The organism is Glycomyces sp. NRRL B-16210, assembly GCF_000719515.1.
Taxonomy (GTDB): Bacteria; Actinomycetota; Actinomycetes; order Mycobacteriales; family Micromonosporaceae; genus Glycomyces.
The window spans coordinates 280,217-297,971 of the sequence record NZ_JOGR01000007.1; the positions used below are offsets into that span (position 1 = coordinate 280,217).

A 17,755-nucleotide genomic window follows, 5' to 3' on the forward strand; every position below is an offset into this window, starting at 1 on the left:
GACGGGGTCGATTACTCTCGGGGCGTGACTGCTGCACACCCGATCGACCAGGCCTGGCTCTCCACGCACAATGACGCCTCCGCAGGCGTCGGCGGGAGTGGCGGGACCGGCGCGAAGAACTACGACGAGTTCCCCGACGAAACCGAGATCACCCGGATCATCGAGGCCAACCCCGCGAGCATGCTGGGCGTCGAGATGCCCGCGCACACCCCCGAGGCGGTGAGCGCCGGACTCACCTTCGAGCAGGCCCTCCCCGCCGCCGCCGAGCGCCTCGCGGCCCTCAAGGAGGCCGGGCGCTTCGCCGCCTTCGGCGACGTCGCGGTCGCCTACCGCATCTCCGGCGGCGACGAACCGGTCGCCTACGGCCTGTTCTGCCTCGTCGACACCGCCGAGATCTCCTCCGCCGCCGACGAGCCCGGCAAGGTCATCCGCAACGAGGACGTCTTCATCGAGAAGGTCAAGCAGCGCAACGAACTCAACCAGCGCCTGCGCCACCTGCTCAGCCCCGTGCTCCTGCTCCAGTCCACCCGCGGCGACGAACTGCACGCCGCGATCGAGACCGCCATCGCCGCGGCCGGCGAACCGGTCGCCGCCGACACCGACGAGTCCGGTCGCGCCCACGAGATCTGGGCCGTCGGCGGCGAGGCCGGCGAGGCCCTGACCGCGCTGGCCGGCGACGGCGACCTCATCGTCGCCGACGGCAACCACCGCTCCCTCGCGGCGCAGGTCGGCGAGCTCGACCGCTTCCTGGCGGTCGTCACCACGCCCCGCTCGATCCAGATCAGCCCCTACCACCGCCTCGTCAAGGGCCTGCCGGGCTCGGCCTCGCAACTGGTGGAGCAGATCGCCCAGATCGGCGCGAGCGTCACCGAGACCGACGGGCCGCCCGAGACGCCCGAGACCGGCGGCACCGTCGTCGTCTACGGCCAGGGCCGCACCTGGGAGATCGCCTTCGCCCCCGTGGAGGGCTCCGTGGTCGACCGCCTCGACCACACCCGCGTCGAGCAGGAGGTCTTCGACGGCCTCCTCGGCTGGGACGCGGGGGACAAGCGCATCACCTACGTCGGCGGCGACTACCCGGCCTCCTGGCTGGCCGCGCAGGTCGACGCGGGCAAGGCCGACCTGGCGATCCTCATCGCCCCGGTCACCGTCCCCGACTTCATCGACGTGAACCTCCAGCGGCTCAAGATGCCCCGCAAGTCGACCTGGTTCGTGCCCAAGGCGCGCGCCGGTCTGGCCATCGTCGAGCTCCCGAAAGGCTAGGGTCGTCCCGTGCGCATCTATCTCGGTTCCGACCACGCAGGCCTCGAACTCAAGGACCACCTCGTCAAGCACCTCGCCGGCCGCGGTCTCGAGGTCGTCGACGTGGGCCCGCACCAGTACGACGCCGAGGACGACTACCCGCCGTTCTGCCTGAACGCGGCCGCGCGGGTCGTGGCCGACCCCGGCAGCCTCGGCATCGTCGTCGGCGGCTCCGGCAACGGCGAGCAGATCGCCGCGAACAAGGTCCCCGGCTGCCGCGCGGCCCTGGCCTGGAGCGTGGAGACGGCCAAGCTCGGCCGCCAGCACAACGACGCGAACGTCGTGGCCATCGGCGGGCGGATGCACTCGCTCGAGGAGGCCACCGCCTTCGCGGACGCGTTCGTCGACGAGCCCTTCTCCGGGGCCGAGCGCCACCAGCGGCGCATCGACATGCTCACCGAGTGGGAGACCACGCACGAGCTTCCCGAACTGCCTTAGCACCCAAGCGGATCGAGCGAGGCCCGGGCTGCGGCCCGGGCCTTCTCCGCGCGTGAAAACCGGGGGAATTCGCAGCTCGACTATGGAGTTATTGGACACGCGTTGGTAGCGTCGACACATGTCTAAGGGTTTTCGCGTTCTCCTCCAGATCCTCCAAGTGGTCTGCCTGCTGGGGGCGCTCCTGTTCCTGGCCTCCTCACTCCTGCTCCACATCGCCGACCTCGACGTGACCGGTTTCGACGCGGGCGCTCCGATCGAGCAGTGGGCCCTCGGCTTCGGCGTCCTCGCCGTGGCCTTCTCGCCCGCGGTCTGGTCCCTCGCCCGCTCCGGCCGGGCGGCCGCCCCCGCGACCTCGACCGGCAGCTTCGACCGCGTCGTGCCCCCCGCCGCGCCGCCGCAGCAGTCGCCGCAGCCGGGCGGGGCCTTCGAGCCGGTGAACGCCAACCAGGCGCCGGCCCCGCCGGCCAGCTCCTACGGCCAGGGCGCCCCGGGCGGCTTCGCCTCCCCGCCCCCCGGCGCCTCCCCGCCCCCGTCCGCCGAGAGCCCCTGGGGTTCGGGCCGCTGAGGCCGCGCGGGCCGCGGGCCTGCAAACCGTCGCTTGTTGAGACGATGCGTACAGCGCCGCCTCCGGGGGCCGTGGAAGGTGGATTTCAGACGATAGGCTGAGGGCTCAGTCTGAATCGCGAAGGACCACTCATGTCGAACGCCACCGTTGACCTCGTCTGCGGACCGGCCGACCCCCTCCCGGGGTCCGAGCAGAGCTACCGGCTCACCGGTCTGCTCGGCTCGGGCGGCCAGGCCGACGTGTACCAGGCCGTGCGCGTGTCGGCGGGGATCTCGTCCACGCCGCTGACGGTGAAGGTCTTCCGCCCCAACCCGCAGGACACCCGCGAGCACCAGTTCCGCTCCTGGGACAAGGGCGACGCGGTCCTCATGGACCTCCACAGCCGCAACATCGGCTCGATCTGCCGCCGCATCGACGCGTTCTACGGCCGCGCCCCGCACCCGCCCGGGCAGGCCCCGCAGGGCGAGCCGGTGCCGTTCCAGGTCCTCGAGTACCTTCCCGGCCACGACCTGCGCCAACTGCTCCAGCGGCGCCTGGCCCGCGTGGACGCCGCGCGGACGCTCCGCTCGATCGTCGAGGTCATGAACGCGATGCACCACCCGCCGATCGGCGCGCACCCGGTGCTGCACATGGACCTCAAGCCCGCCAACGTGATCGTCGGCCCCGACGGCTCGGCGAAGGTCATCGACTTCACCGGGGCCCGCTACTACACCCCGGCGCACCTGACGACGATCGCCTACACCCGCGAGACCGCCGGTCCCGAGGCTCACCAGGGGACCGTGGGTCCGGCCTACGACGTGCACGGCTTCGGGTCGATCGCGTTCTACCTGGTGACGGGCGCGAGCGCCCGCACCGACTCGCCCGGGCACGAGCAGACCGTGCCGTGGGCGCGGCTGCGCCGCCACCCGGTCCTGGAGGCGAACCCGCGGCTGCGCGAGCTGCTGACCGCGCCGCTCGACGACGACCCGAACAAGCGGCCCCGCACCGAGGAGCTGCCGCGCTGGATCAACGAGCTGTGCGCCACCGTCGCCCGCTCGAACGTGCCCGACCTCGGCGTCGACTGGGGCGCGGGGGCGGGATTGTCGGCGGCCGACGCCCCGACGCGCCGCCTCGACCTCCCCGGCGCCGCGCCGACCGTGGTCGCCTCCCCTCCGCAGGCGCAGGCCGGCACCCGCGTCATGGAGTCGGGGATGCCCGCGACGAGGAAGATCGTGCCCTCGAAGTCGGGGCAGGACAAGCCGATCACCGGCCGCGTCCGCGTCCCCGAACAGGACCCGTCCGCCTTCCAACGGCAGGACGGCTTCCATCCGGGCCGCTCGGCCGGGCCCTCCGAGCCCTCGCCGGCCAACCGCGGGGCGCTCCCGCGCCTGCGTCTGGCCGGCGACCCCGAGGAGCCCCACGAGGCCCACCACAAGGAGGACCGCGCCCCGCTGCTCGGCCCGCCCGGCTCGCTCGCCAAGGGCTTCGAGCTCTCCGTCATCGGCGGCCTGTTCTCGCTGATCATGTGGCTGCTATGGGCGATCGAGCACGGCATGGAGACGCTCCGCGGCCAGGTCTTCAGCTACCTGTTCGTCATCGCCGTGGCCATCGGCCTGTTCTTCCTCATCCGCATCGCCGGCGGGATGCTCTGGGGCCGGTGGCTGGGCGCGAAGCGCCGCACCGCCCGACTGGCGCACCTGGGCACCGGGATCTTCCTGTTCCTGGTGGGCCTGAGCTATCTCGAACAACTCAAGTGGAGCTGGCTGAGCCTCGACTTCAGCTGGTTCGAATGGATCACCGACCTCTTCGGATAGCGACGCCGGAACGCCCTTTTTCACAGGTTTTCAAGCGCTTCTCGCGATTGTTCGGCAATTTCACCGGCGCATCCGAAGTGTCGGGATCTACGCTTTCGGGGACCGCGCGCCGCGGAAGGCTTGCCTAAGTTTCCAAAGTCCGCGGTGCAACCGACACGGGTGGATGCGGCGTCTAGAGGACGACATGATCCCCCTGGATACAGGAAAGGCCTTGAGATGACCGCATTGACATCGGTCGGTGCCGCAGCTCTCACCCCCGAGCAGCGGGAAGCCTTCGATCGCGACGGCTACCTCATGATCCGCGGCGCGCTCGACGCCGACGAGATCCAACGCTGCTCGGACGCTCTGGACCGCGTGTACGAGATCGAAAAAGCCGCGGGCAGGCTCAGCCCCGAGGGGGCCATGCACCGCCTCGACGCCGTGACCTCCTGCCCGGAGCTCGCGTTCCTGCTCAACCACCCCCGGACCTTCCACTACGTGTGGTCGATCCTGGGCTGGAACTTCCACGTCTACCATTCCCATGTGGACAAGCACCCGCCCATTCAGGGCAAGCGCCCGTTCCGCTTCGAATGGCACCAGGACGGCGGCCGGCAGAACCGCGAGACCGAGACCGACCCGCGCCCGCGCCTGTCGGTCAAGCTCGCGTACTTCTTCACCGACCTCTCCGAGGAGGGCCGCGGCAACACCAAGATCATCCCCGGCTCGCACAAGTGGAACCGCATCGACGGCCCGCCGCGGCGCGACATGGAGTGGCCCGACCCCGAAGGCGCCCTCGAGGTCACCGGCAACGCCGGCGACGTCATGTTCTTCGACCGCCGCATCTGGCACGCCCGCAGCGACAACTACTCGGACCTGACCCGCAAGGTCGCGTTCTTCGGGTTCACGCCGCGCTGGATCCGCGCCCGCGACCTCGTCGAGGACCTGCCGAACCAGTCCTGGTGGAACGACCTCGACCCGGTGCAGCAGCAGATGCTCGGCGGCCACGCGGCCACCGGCGACCACGGCTGGGGCCACTGGCCGAAGGAGACGCCGCTGTACAACTGGCTGGCCGAGCGTGACCTCCTCGACCCGGACTACCCGCCGCTGCGGCCCTAGCGGACGCCGATGGCAGGCTGATCCCATGAGCCACGACGCCAGCCTCGCTCGCGACATCTTCAACCGCTCGCACCTGACGGGGGAGTTCACGCTCCGCTCGGGTGTGGTGGCGCACGAGTACTTCGACAAGTACCTGTTCGAGTCCGATCCGGTCCTGCTGCGGCGCATCGGCGAGGCGCTCGCGCCGCTGGTGCCCGCGCACGGGGTCGACGCCCTGGCGGGCCTGGAGACCGGCGGCATCCCCATCGCGACCGTCCTGTCGCAGTTGACGGGTCTGCCGACGCTGTTCGTGCGCAAGGAGGCCAAGACCTACGGCACGTGCCGCCTCGCCGAGGGCGGCGAGGTCGAAGGTCGGCGCCTGTTCATCGTCGAGGACGTGGTGACCTCGGGCGGCGCGATCCTGGACTCGGTGGCCGAGCTGCGCGAGCGCGGCGCGGTCGTGGAGCGGGCGGTGTGCGTCATCGACCGCGAGTCGGGCGGTGCCAAGCACCTGGCCGACGCGGGGATCGAACTGGAGGCCCTGTTCACGATGACCGAACTCAAGGCCGCGGGAGCGCGCTAGCGACATCGACAAGGGGGCCGGACGCGGATGCGTCCGGCCCCCTTTCCGCGTGTCCTACCTGGCCCAGAGCCAGATCTCGGAGCCCTTCTCGGCCTCCTCGCCGGCGTCCACGGACTGGTCGAAGACGGTGCCGGTGAACCAGATCTGCGCGGTCTTGACGGTGAAGCCGAGGTCTTCGAGGGTCTTCCGGGCGTCGGCGATGTCCTCGCCGACCACGTCGGGCACCGCGATCAGCTCGGGCCCGGCGCTGATGACGAGGTCGACCTCGTCGCCCGGTCCGGCGTGCGCGTCGGGCGCGGGGCTCTGCTCGACGACCCGTCCCTTGTCGATGGTGTCGCTGGTGCGCTCGGTGACCTCGCCGACTTCGAGGCCCTCGGCCTCCAGTGCGGCCACCGCGTCGCCCTCGTCCATGCCGACCAGATCGGGCACTTCGAGCGGCGGGAACCCCTCGGAGACGATCAGGGTCACCGGCGCCCCGGCCTTGACCTCCTCGCCGGAGGGCGGCTGGGTCCCGATGACCGCGCCCTCGTCGTGCTCGGTGCTGTAGTCGCGCTCGACGGTGACCTGGTCGGTGAACCGCGCCAGCGCCTCGCGGGCCGCCTCCTCGCTCTCCCCGGCGAGTTCGGGCACCGTGTACCGCTCGGGGCCGAGCGAGACGACCACGGTGATGGTCGCGCCCTGCCTGATGCGGTCGCCCACTTCAGGGTCCTGCGAGATGACCTTCCCGGCGGGCGCGCTCTCGCTGAAGACCTCGTCGATCCGCACGTCGAAGCCCTGCTCTTCGGCGTAGGCCGCGACGGTATCGCCGGTCTGGCCGAGCAGGGACGGCGCGGAGGTGTAGCGGCCGATGCCGATCCACCAGCCCGCGGCGGCGACGCCGACCAGCAGGGCCGCGATGAGCCCGAGCGTAATCAGCGCCTTCCACGACCGCTTCGCGTCCGGCCCGCCGACGACCATGGTGGTCCGCACGGCCCTGGTCGGGCGCGGCACCTGGCCGGTGGTGCCCGGCACGGGCTTGACGTCGATCGCCTGGAGCCGGCGCAGGAACGCCCCGGCGTCGACCGGCCGCGCCCCGGGCCTGCGCGAGGCGGCGGCCGTGACCAGCTCGGCGAGGCTCTCGGGCACGTCGGGGGCCTTGATCCGCGGCGAGGGCACGTCCTCCTCGACGTGGCGCCGCGCGACCGCGCCCGAGTCGGGCCCGTCGAAGGGCACCTCCCCGGTCAGCAGCTCGTACAGCAGGATCGCCGTCGAGTACACGTCGCTGGCCGCTTGAGCGGGCTCGCCGCTGACGAGCTCGGGGGCCACGTACGCGGCGGTGGCCACGAGCGGCCCGCCGGTGTCGCGGTCGCCGTGGACGGCCTCGGCCAGGCCGAAGTCGACGACCTTGACCCGGTCGCCGCGCCCGCCGTTCTTGAGCAGGATGTTCTCGGGCTTGACGTCGCGGTGGACGAGCCCGGCGTCGTGGGCGGCCTGGAGCCCGTCGAGGATCTGCCCGCACAGTTCCACGGCCTCCTCGATCCGCAGGCGGCGGCGCCGGTTGAGCAGGTCGCGCAGGGTCGTGCCGGGCACGTATTCCATGACGACGTACGGCAGTCCCTGGTGGACGCCTTGGTCGAACACGGCGACCACATTGGGGTGCGAGAGCCGGGCGATGGTGCGCGCCTCGTGCGTGAAGGCCTTGAGGTCGAAGCCCTCGGCTCCGGCGGCGGTGATCATCTTCACCGCGACGGTCCGGTCGAGCCGCTCGTCGCGGGCCTCGTAGACGTCGGCCATGCCGCCCCGGGCGATGAGCCGCTCCAGACGGTAGCGTCCGTCGACGCGCGCACCCGTAAGGTCCCCAGTCGTCGTTGTCAACCCGCACCTCCTACACCTGTGATCATAGGAGTTCGGTACGACTCCGGCTTGCCAGCTTGCCGACAGGGGGCGTCGCTTACAGCAACTCCGCGCCGGGGAAGCCCGGCTTGTCGGGGGCGACCACGCCGAGGCGCTTGGTCGCGCGCGTCAGCGCCACATAGAGGTTCCGCAGTCCCGTGGCCGCGATCGCGTCGGGGTCGACCACGATGACCGAGTCGAACTCGAGCCCCTTGGCCTGCTTGACCGTCAGCACCGAGGCGCCGTCGACCCCCGCGAGCCCCGCGGCCCGCTCCGGCGTCGTGACCACCGCGACGCTGCCCTCGCCGACGATCCGCCGCTCGGCGGCGACGAGTTCGGCGATCCGGGCGTCGCCGTCGCCGTCGCCGATCTCCAGCCACGGCCGGTGGCCCGACTCGCGCACCGGGCGCGGCCGGGCGGCCTCGACGCCGATCGCGTCGAGCACCCGCGTGGCGACCTCCATGATCTCGGCCGGGGTCCGGTACGACACCGTCAACTGCTCGGCCCGCCATGACAGGTCCGCGTCGCCGAAGACCTCGGCCCAGCTCCGCGGCGCCTCGCCGACCTGCGCGGCCGGTCCGGCGGCCTGCGCGAGGTCCCCGGCCACGGTGAACGAGCGCGTCACGCACCGGCGCAGCAGCGCCCGCCACTCCATGGGCGACAGCTCCTGCGCTTCGTCGACGATGACGTGCCCGAAGATCCAGCGCCGGTCGGCCGCGGCGCGCTCGGCGACCGAGACGAACACCTCGTCCACCTGCCGCTCGCCGAGCCAGAACTCGTCGATGACGTCGGTGGCCTGGAGGATCTCCGACTCCTCGTCCTCGAAGTCGAACGAGGCCGACCCCTCGGCGATCGTCAGCACGTCCTGCGCGTAGGCGATCTGCTCGGCCGTCAAGCCGCCGGCGCGCCGGGGCGCCTCGATCTCGCCGAGGTGCTCGGCCGCCTCGTCCAGCAGCGCCACGTCGGCCTCGCTCCAGCCGCCGGGCCGGCGCACCAGCAGCGCCCGCTCGGCCTTGCCGAGCACCGCCGCCGCCGAGGCGATGCGCTCGGGCGAGGCGAACAGGTCCTCCAGCAGTGCTTTCGCGTTGAGCTCGGGCCACAGCGCCTCGATCTGGCCCCGGATCACCGGGTCGGCGGCGATCTCGACGGCGAGCTTCGCCCGGTCGTCGAGGCCCAGCAGGTTCTCCCCGCCGAGCGGGTCCTCGCCGATGACGTCGGCGTACTGCGTCGCGAGGTCGGCGATCACCCGCTTGTGGAAGGTCTCACGGGCCTCGTTGTGCGCCAGGCCCGTCTCGCGCGCGGCGTCCCTGGCCGCGGTGATCTTCTCGGGCCGCAGGTACAGCTCGTGGCCCTCGTAGTCGACCAGGACCGGCTCGCGCGGGACGACCTGGCGGTCGGCCACGGCGCTGGCGATGACCCCGGCCATGACGGCGCGGCCCTTGACGGCGGCGACGGCCTCGGTCTCGGGCCGGTCGGCGACGACGCCGGGGAACAGCTGCGCGGGGGTGCGCAGGAGCACGTCGGTCTCGGCCAGGCCCGGCAGGACCTCGGAGATGTAGCGCAGGAACTGCTTGCCGGGGCCGATGATGAGCACGCCGCGGCGCTTGAGGCGCTCGCGGTGCTCGTAGAGCAGGTAGGCGGCGCGGTGGAGGGCCACGGCGGTCTTGCCGGTGCCGGGCGCGCCGTCGACGATCATGACCCCTTCCAGGGGCGCCCTGATGATGCGGTCCTGCTCGGCCTGGATGGTCGCGACGATGTCCTTCATCGCGCCGGTGCGGGCCGCGTCGAGGGCGGCCATGAGCGCGCCTTCGGAGCCGATCGTCGAGCCGGTCTCGGCGGCGGCGTCGAGGTCGAGCACCTCGTCGTTGATCGAGCGCAGGTGCCGGCCCTTGGTGTGCAGGTGGCGGCGGCGGCGCACCCCGGCGGGGGAGGCGGCCGTGGCCAGGTAGAACCGGCGCCCGGCCTCCGAGCGCCAGTCCACCAGGAGCTGCTCGCCGCCTTCGGCGTGCATCCCGATGCGGCCCAGGTACATCGGGGCCTCGTCGTCGGTGTAGTCGAGCCGCCCGAAGCACAGGCCCTCCTCGACGGCGTCGAGCTGGGCGATGCGGCGGCGGTGCAGGTGCGCTTCGGCGTCGCGCTGCGAGCGCTCCTGCTCGTTCTCGACGTGCCGGAGCCGGGACTCGCCGAGCCGGGCGGCGGCCTCGTCGCGGAGGCGGTCGAGGTGGGCGTAGAGGTCGTCGAGGCGGGCCTGCTCGGCGCGGGTCGTTTGCGCGACCGCCTGGGCGGCGGCCGGAGTGGTGGCGGCGGACACGGCTCTCCTCGGGTACGGAAGCTCTGGAAGTCGCGGACGTTGCGCGGAGTGCCGCAGGCGCCGGTGCGAGGCACCCGGGCGTCGCTGCGGCCGAGAAGCGGTGCAACTGAAGAATCGTAGCGCTCGCGAGGGCGCTTCGTCTCGTCCCCGAGCCGGACGTGACCGCCGTCCGCCTCCCATCGATTCATATATCGAAGATTATTGATCGATTTTGCGACGCTTCCGTGTGCGGACGCGGTGGATCGGCCCCGCTTTACAAGGAATTCACAAGAGCGCCGGATTTCTCCCGCCCTTCCCCTTGTGTCACCCCTCACTTAACTGTTAGGTTACTTTCTAATTCGATGTCGCACCTGGTCATCACCCCTAGGTGCACCGAAGACGAGCTGACTCACCCTCTCGATAGGAGACGACCATGCGCCGAACGCGCAAGATCATCCTGTCCATCGCCGGCGCCGCGGTCCTCGCGGTCTCGGGCACCATGGCGGCCATCGCCTGGGGCCACGGCTACAACTCCGACCCGCCCTCCCGCTCCGCGCTGTGCGCGAGCGGAGCGGTCGCCGACTGCGGGGCCATCTCCTATGAGCCCCAGAGCGTCGAAGGCCCCAAGGGCTTCCCGGCCGCGGGACCCGCCGATGGCGAACTGTGCGCCGGCGGCAACGCCCCCTTCGCCGAACTCGACGACCCGCGCGGCGGCAACTGGCCCACCACCTCGGTGAGCGCCGGCCCCCGCACCTTCACCTGGACGATGACCGTCGCCCACTCCACGGCGACCTTCGACTACTACATCACCAACGCGAACTACGACCCGACCAGACCGCTCACCCGCGACCAGCTCGACCTCACCCCCTTCGCGTCCTTCGCGATGGGCGGGGCCCAGCCCGACCACTCCATGACCCACACCGTGACTCTGCCCCAGCGCAGCGGCCAGCAGCTCATCTTCGGCGTGTGGGTCATCGCCGACACCGCCAACGCCTTCTACTCGTGCATCGACGTCGACTTCGGCGGCGGAGGCAGCGGCCCCGGCCCCGAACCGACCGACCCGCCCACCACCCCCGGCGGTGGCGGCGGCGAGGCCTGCGACGCCGGAGCCTGGAGCGCCTCGGCCGTCTACAACGGCGGCGACGAGGTCACCCACAACGGCACCTCCTACCGCGCCTCCTGGTGGACCACCGGCGAAGAGCCCGGCACCACCGGCGAATGGGGCGTCTGGCGCGCCGTCACCACCTGCTGACGCACCAACCATCGAAACCACGGCGCGCACTCGCCGTGACGGGCCGCCCGGCGCACGCCGGGCGGCCCCTGCCCCAACTCGCTTGACACCCCCTCCCGGCCCCGGCTACCGTTGTCCCCGTCCTTGTTCCCGACGTCAGGCACTCACTTGAAGCTCTAGGTCGTAGACATCGCGCCATCACGTCTCTGCGCACGTGAGGTGCCTCTGCGATCCGAGGGTGCCGCTTCCGGGAACCGTCCCAAAGGCCACCATCCAGGTCCCGCCGCCTTCAGGCCGGCGCGATGTCTCTCATTCGATCCCGCACCGCATCGACCCTGAGAGAGGTCACATGACCACCTACATCAACGTCCAGCAACTGCGTTTCGCCTGGCCCGAAGGCGACCGCGTCTTCGACGGCGTCGACGCCGTCTTCTCCGACGGCCGCACCGCCCTCGTCGGCGACAACGGCACCGGCAAGTCCACGCTCCTGCGCCTCGTCGCCGGACTCCTGCGGCCCGAATCGGGCTCGATCACCGCCTCCGGGCTCATCGAGTACCTGCCGCAGGAACTCCCGCTGCGCCTGGGCGACACCGTCGCGGACCTGCTCGGCATCGCCGATAAACGGCGCGCGCTGGCCGCGATCGAAGCGGGCGACGCGAGCGAGGCCCACTTCGCCGTGATCGGCGACGACTGGGACTTCATCGACCGGTCGCGGGTCGCACTCGACGAACTCGGCCTCGACCACGTCGGCTTCGACCGCACCGTCGGCACCCTCTCGGGCGGGGAGTCCATGCTCGTCGGCCTCGCCGGGCGCCTCGCCCGCCGCCCCGACGTGCTGCTGCTCGACGAACCGTCCAACAACCTCGACGGCTCGGCCCGCAAACGCCTCTACCAGGCCATCCGGCGGTTCAACGGCACCCTCGTGGTCGTCAGCCACGACCGGGCGCTCCTCGACCACGTCGACGCCGTCGCCGAGCTCTACCAAGGCCGCATCCGCATCTTCGAAGGCGACTACACCGCCTACGAGCAGGCCGTCGAGGCCGAGCAGGAGGCCGCCGCCCGCGCCGTGCGCGACGCGAAGCAGGACCTCACCCGGCAGAAGAAGGAGCTCATCGCCACCCGCATGCAGAACGACAAGGGCGCCGCCGCCTGGCGGCGCGAACGGGACCGCGGCGGGACCCCGAAGATCCTCCTCAACGGCAAGAAGAACGCCGGCGAGGTCTCCTCGGCGAAGATCCTCCTCGCCAAGCAGGAGGACGTGGCCGAGGCCCGCGAGCGCCTCGACGCCGCCGAGGAGTCCCTGCGCGACGACGGGGCGATCAGCGTCGACCTCCCCGAGACGAACGTCTCCTCGCACCGCGAGATCGCCATCGTCAAGGGCCTCACCGTCGGCGACCTCTACGGCGAAGGCCTCGGCCTGCACGTGCGCGGCCCCGAGCGCATCGCCGTGACCGGCGACAACGGCTCGGGCAAGACCACGCTCCTGCGCGCGATCGCCGAGGCCGCCCGCGTCCCCCACGGGTTCCTCACGCAGCGGCTCGAACTGCTCGACGACGACGCGACCGTGCTCGACAGCGTCCGCGCCGCAGCGCCCGAAGCCGAACAGTCGGTCCTGCGGACCCGCCTGGCCCGCTTCGGGATGCGCGGCCGAGCGGTGTTCCAGACCATCGGCACGCTCTCGGGCGGCCAGCGCCTGCGGGCGGCCCTCGCCACGGTCCTGTCGGCCCAGCCCGCGCCGCAACTGCTGCTGCTCGACGAGCCGACGAACAACCTCGACATGTCCTCGATCCGCCGGCTCCAGCAGGCGCTCACCGCGTTCGAAGGCGCCCTGGTCGTCGTCAGCCACGACGAGGCCTTCCTCGACGGGCTCGGCCTGACCCGCCGCGTCGAGCTGGTCCGCGGGGAGGGGATCGCCGTCGACGAGCCCGTCGCCGCCTGAGGCCCGCGGACACGGTCGGGCAATCCCTGACAGGCGGCGTCGGCGCGACGATACTGGACGTTCACGCACCGATCGACCGAGGAGCGCCGATGCCGCCGATCCGAGCCGCCGCCGCGGCACTGCTGCTGACCGGGGCGCTGGCCGCGTGCGGCAGTGACGCCGAAGACGCCCTCGACCTCGGCGGGGCCTGGACGGCGCAGCTCGCCGTCACCGACGCCTGGGCCGAGGCCGACCCGGACGCGTCCGGGACCGCCGCGGTCTCCTCGGCCGACGGCACCACCGTGCAGCTCTCGCTGGTCGGTCTCGAACCCTCCACCGAGTACATGGCGCACGTCCACGACGGCGCGTGCGACGAGGACCCGCCCGGCGGCGGCCACTGGCTCGCCGACCCCGACGGCGAGGACGCCGCCGGGAACATCGTCGAGCTGCACTTCACGACCGACGAGGACGGCACCGCCTCGTCCACGGCCTCGGCCCCGTTCATGCTCGACGACCGCTCCGAGTCGGTCGTGGTCCACGCGCCGGAGGCGGCGGTCGAAGACGCGGGGCTCGACTCCGACCGCGTCCTGTGCGGCGACCTCACCGAAGGCTGACCCTGAAGGGGACTCGCCTCCCGTTCCAACCGGTCCTGTCGGACCCTCCGGGCAGGATTGCAGTGGGGGGTCCCCAGGTGTCCGATTTGCGGAGACGCTCCCGAAGCGCTCGGCCGCGGTCACTGCCGCCGTTAATGCATGGCGCCCTCCGCGACCGCCCGCGTATCCTTGACGATCGTCATGCCCAACAGCGTCCCGAGACCCCGTCCCAGCCTGCACGAGCGCGTGTTCGCGCTGCGCACGGCCGATCAGCGTGCGCTCCGGCGCCGCCTGCGCGAGGCCCGCGACTGCGAGGGCCCCGCCCGCGCCGAGGCCTTCGCGAAGCTCGAAGCCGAGGTCGAACGCAAGGAGGCCGCGCTGGCGGCCCGGGCCGCGTCGGTGCCGAGGATCGTCTACCCCGAAGAACTGCCGGTCTCGCAGCGCAAGGACGACATCCTCGAGGCGATCCGCGACAACCAGGTCGTCATCATCGCCGGCGAGACCGGTTCGGGCAAGACCACGCAGATCCCGAAGATCTGCCTCGAACTGGGCCGCGGGGTGCGCGGCATGATCGGCCACACCCAGCCGCGCCGGATCGCCGCCCGCGCGGTGGCCGAGCGCATCGCCGAGGAGTTGCAGTCCCCGCTCGGGGAGGCGGTCGGCTGGAAGGTCCGCTTCACCGACCAGGTCTCCGACGCCAGCCACGTCAAGCTCATGACCGACGGGATCCTGCTCACCGAGATCCAGCACGACCGGCTCCTGAGCGCCTACGACACGATCATCATCGACGAGGCCCACGAGCGCAGCCTCAACATCGACTTCATCCTCGGGTGCCTGCGCCAGATCCTCCCCAAGCGCCCCGACCTCAAGGTCATCGTCACCTCCGCGACCATCGACCCCGAGCGGTTCGCGACCCACTTCGCCGCCAACGGCAGGCCCGCCCCGATCCTGGAGGTCTCCGGGCGCACCTACCCGGTCGAGGTCCGCTACCGGCCGCTGCGCGACGAGGACGGCGAGCGGGACCGCGACCAGATCGACGGCATCCTCGACGCGGTCGACGAACTGGGCCGCGTCGGCGACGGCGACATCCTCGTCTTCCTCTCCGGCGAGCAGGAGATCCGCGACACCGCCGAGGCCCTGGAGAAGGCGAAGCTGCGCCACACCGAGGTCGTCCCGCTGTACGCGCGGCTCTCGGCCCAGGAGCAGCACCGGGTCTTCTCCTCCCACACCGGCCGGCGGATCATCCTCTCCACCAACGTCGCCGAGACCTCCTTGACGGTGCCGGGCATCCGCTACGTCGTCGACGCCGGGTACGCGCGCATCTCCCGCTACTCGGCCCGCACGAAGGTCCAGCGCCTCCCGATCGAGGCGATCAGCCAGGCCAGCGCCAACCAGCGGGCCGGGCGCTGCGGCCGCGTCGCCGAGGGCATCTGCATCCGCCTGTACTCCGAGGACGACTTCAACGCGCGCCCGGAGTTCACCGACGCGGAGATCCTGCGCACCAACCTCGCCAGCGTCATCCTCCAGATGACCGCCGCGAAGCTCGGGCGGGTCGAGACGTTCCCGTTCGTCGACGCGCCCGACTCGCGCAACATCAAGGACGGCCTGGACCTCCTGGTGGAGCTCGGCGCGCTCGAGGACGTCCGCAGCGGTGAGCGGCGCTTGACGAAGGCCGGGAGGGACATCGCGCGGCTGCCGATCGACCCGCGCCTGGCCCGGATGATCCTCCAGGCCCGCGAGGAGGGCTGCGTCCGGTCGGTCGCCGTCATCACCGCCGCGCTGTCCATCCAGGACCCGAAGGAGCGCCCTTCCGACAAGCGGGCCCAGGCCGACCAGTCGCACGCGCGCTTCAACGACCCCGACTCCGACTTCTCGGCCTACCTGAACCTGTGGCGCTACCTCGAAGACGAGCGGCGCTCGCGCTCATCGAGCGCGTTCCGGCGCATGTGCAAACAGGAATACCTGCACTACCTGCGCATCCGCGAGTGGCAGGACCTGGTGCGCCAGATCCTCAGCGTCCTCAAGAGCCTGAAGATCCCCGTCGAGGCGCCCGAGGCCACGGCCGACCCCAAGAAGGTCCACACCGCGCTCCTGGCCGGGCTCCTGTCGCACATCGGCGTCAAAGAGGCCGACACCCGCGAGTACCTCGGCGGCCGCGGCGCCAAGTTCGCGATCTTCCCCGGATCGGGCCTGTACAAGAAGCAGCCCCGCTGGGTCGTTGCCGGCGAACTGGTCGAGACCAGCCGCCTGTGGGGGCGCGTGTGCGCCAAGATCGAACCCGAGTGGGTCGAACCGCTCGCCGAGCACCTCAGCAAGCGCACCTACTCCGAGCCGCACTGGTCCAAGAAGTCCGGCGCGGTCCTCGCCTACGAGCGCATCACGCTCTACGGCGTGCCGATCGTGGCCCGCCGCAAGGTCAACTTCGGACGCATCGACGCCGAGACCAGCCGCGAGCTGTTCATCCGCCACGCCCTCGTCCAAGGCGAATGGGAGACCCACCACCGGTTCTTCTCCCGCAACCTCGCGAAGATCAGCGAGGTCGAGGACCTGGAGAACCGGGTGCGCCGCCGCGGCCTCCTCGCCGACGAGCAGACCCTCTTCGACTTCTACGACGAGCGCCTCCCCGCCGACATCGTCTCCTCCCGCCACTTCGACTCCTGGTGGAAGAAGGAACGCGACAAGACCCTCCTCGACTTCGACGAGTCGCTCCTGCTGGGCGACCGCGCCGAGGACGTCCAGGCCGAGGCCTACCCCGAGGTGTGGACCTCCGAAGGCGTCGACCTCGACCTCGACTACGAGTTCGAACCCGGCTCGGCCAACGACGGCGTGACCGTCGCCGTCCCCCTCCCCGCGCTCCAGCAGCTCGACCAGGACGCCTTCACCTGGCAGGTCCCGGGCCTGCGCGCCGAGTTCACCGAAGCGCTCATCAAGAGCCTCCCCAAGTCGCTTCGCCGCAGCTTCGTGCCCGCCCCCGACTTCGCCAGGGCCGCCGTCGCCCGCATGGAGCCGGTCGCCGGACGCCCGATGATGGCCGCGCTGGCCGACACCCTCAAGGCCATGACCGGCGTGCACGTGCCCGAGGACGCCTACGACCTCACCAAGATCCCCGGGCACCTCCTCGTCACCTTCCAGGTGAAGGACGAGGACGGCACGATCCTCGCCCAGGGCAAGGAACTCGGCGCGCTCCAGCGCCAGCTCGCCCCCAAGACCGAGGAGGCCGCCGCCGAGGCCTTCGAGCTCGAACGCACCGGCCTCAAGACCTGGGACTTCGACGCGATCCCCAAGCTCCACGAGACCCCCCGCAAGGGCTACACCGCCAAGGCCTACCCGGCCCTGGTCGACGAGGGCGGCTCGGTCGGCGTCAAGGCCTTCCCCGACCTCGGGACGCAGGCCGCGAACATGTGGGCCGGCACTCGCCGCCTCCTGCGCCTGAACACCCCCGACCCGCACCTGAAGGAAGCGCTCACGCGCAACGAGCAACTCGCTCTCGCGACCGGCCCCTACACCAATGTGGACGCGCTCTTGGCCGACTGCGTGCGGACCGTCCTCGACAAGGTCCTCATCGAAGGCGGCGGCCCCGCCTGGGACCGCGAGGGCTTCGACGCCCTGCTCAAACGCGCCCGGCCCGAGGTCGCCGGCGAGTCGCCGGCCGTCGCCCGCAAGGCCGCGGCGATCCTCACCGAGGGCCGCGAGGCCGCCCGCCGCCTCGAAGGCAAGTTCGACTTCGCGATGCTCCCGGCCATGAGCGACATGCGCCGCCAGCTCGAAGCGCTCATCGGCGCCGACGGGTTCGTCGGCGCCACCGGCTGGTGGCGCCTGGACGACGTGCTCCGCTACGTCAAGGCCGTCGCCTACCGCGCCTCGCGCGTCGGCGCCGACGTCGCCGGCGACAAGGGCAAGATGGACGTCGTCCAGGCCCTCGAAGCCGAACGCGACGCCCTCGCGCGCACCCGCCCCGCCGCGCTGCGCAGCGGCGAGGGCCGCGAGGTGCGCTGGATGCTCGAGGAACTGCGCGTCAGCTTCTTCGCCCAGCAGCTCGGGACCCGCTACCAGGTCAGCGAGAAGCGCATCCGCAAACTCCTCCAGTCGCTCTGAC

Annotated in this window: 12 protein-coding genes; 10 read left to right on the top strand and 2 right to left on the bottom strand. The window is 71.5% G+C overall.

The features are described from left to right. Positions 1-24: 24 nt before the first annotated feature. From IF12_RS0111820 to pyrE, 6 genes are all read left to right on the top strand, one after another. Positions 25-1,263 carry a DUF1015 family protein gene (locus IF12_RS0111820; protein WP_030158309.1) on the top strand — a complete coding sequence of 413 codons (1,239 nt, stop codon included), beginning with the start codon at positions 25-27 and terminating at the stop codon, positions 1,261-1,263. Between the two features lie 9 nt (positions 1,264-1,272). Then, positions 1,273-1,740, top strand: a complete 468-nt coding sequence (locus IF12_RS0111825) for a ribose-5-phosphate isomerase (protein WP_030158310.1) — start codon at positions 1,273-1,275, stop codon at positions 1,738-1,740. Positions 1,741-1,858: 118 nt separating this feature from the next. Beyond that, positions 1,859-2,305: a hypothetical protein gene (locus tag IF12_RS0111830; protein WP_133884367.1), complete on the top strand. Its 447-nt coding sequence runs from the start codon at positions 1,859-1,861 to the stop codon at positions 2,303-2,305. Between the two features lie 131 nt (positions 2,306-2,436). Then, on the top strand, positions 2,437-4,098 hold the full coding sequence (locus IF12_RS24100) for a protein kinase (protein WP_051704276.1): 1,662 nt from the start codon (positions 2,437-2,439) through the stop codon (positions 4,096-4,098). Positions 4,099-4,314: 216 nt separating this feature from the next. Beyond that, positions 4,315-5,193, top strand: coding sequence for a phytanoyl-CoA dioxygenase family protein (locus IF12_RS0111840; protein WP_030158316.1), 879 nt, complete (start codon positions 4,315-4,317; stop codon positions 5,191-5,193). Between the two features lie 25 nt (positions 5,194-5,218). Continuing rightward, a complete protein-coding gene (gene pyrE, locus IF12_RS0111845; protein ID WP_030158318.1) occupies positions 5,219-5,755 on the top strand; it encodes an orotate phosphoribosyltransferase in 537 nt (178 codons plus the stop codon). Positions 5,756-5,809: 54 nt separating this feature from the next. Here the strand turns inward: pyrE and IF12_RS0111850 are convergent, their stop codons facing one another. Further along, positions 5,810-7,609 carry a Stk1 family PASTA domain-containing Ser/Thr kinase gene (locus IF12_RS0111850; protein WP_030158320.1) on the bottom strand — a complete coding sequence of 600 codons (1,800 nt, stop codon included), beginning with the start codon at positions 7,607-7,609 and terminating at the stop codon, positions 5,810-5,812. Between the two features lie 76 nt (positions 7,610-7,685). Continuing rightward, on the bottom strand, positions 7,686-9,938 hold the full coding sequence (locus tag IF12_RS0111855; RefSeq protein WP_051704278.1) for an ATP-binding domain-containing protein: 2,253 nt from the start codon (positions 9,936-9,938) through the stop codon (positions 7,686-7,688). A gap of 412 nt (positions 9,939-10,350) precedes the next feature. Between IF12_RS0111855 and IF12_RS0111860 the strand changes: the two genes are divergently transcribed. The 4 genes from IF12_RS0111860 to hrpA all read left to right on the top strand — a co-directional run bounded on the left by IF12_RS0111860 (position 10,351) and on the right by hrpA (position 17,754). Beyond that, positions 10,351-11,169, top strand: coding sequence for a lytic polysaccharide monooxygenase (locus IF12_RS0111860; RefSeq protein ID WP_030158330.1), 819 nt, complete (start codon positions 10,351-10,353; stop codon positions 11,167-11,169). A 328-nt stretch (positions 11,170-11,497) separates the two neighbouring features. Next, a complete protein-coding gene (locus IF12_RS0111865) occupies positions 11,498-13,087 on the top strand; it encodes an ABC-F family ATP-binding cassette domain-containing protein (protein WP_030158331.1) in 1,590 nt (529 codons plus the stop codon). Between the two features lie 89 nt (positions 13,088-13,176). Next, positions 13,177-13,680, top strand: coding sequence for a superoxide dismutase family protein (locus IF12_RS24105; RefSeq protein WP_030158333.1), 504 nt, complete (start codon positions 13,177-13,179; stop codon positions 13,678-13,680). 138 nt (positions 13,681-13,818) lie between these two features. Further along, positions 13,819-17,754, top strand: a complete 3,936-nt coding sequence (gene hrpA, locus IF12_RS0111875) for an ATP-dependent RNA helicase HrpA (protein WP_197034689.1) — start codon at positions 13,819-13,821, stop codon at positions 17,752-17,754. The last annotated feature ends 1 nt before the right edge of the window (position 17,755 follow it).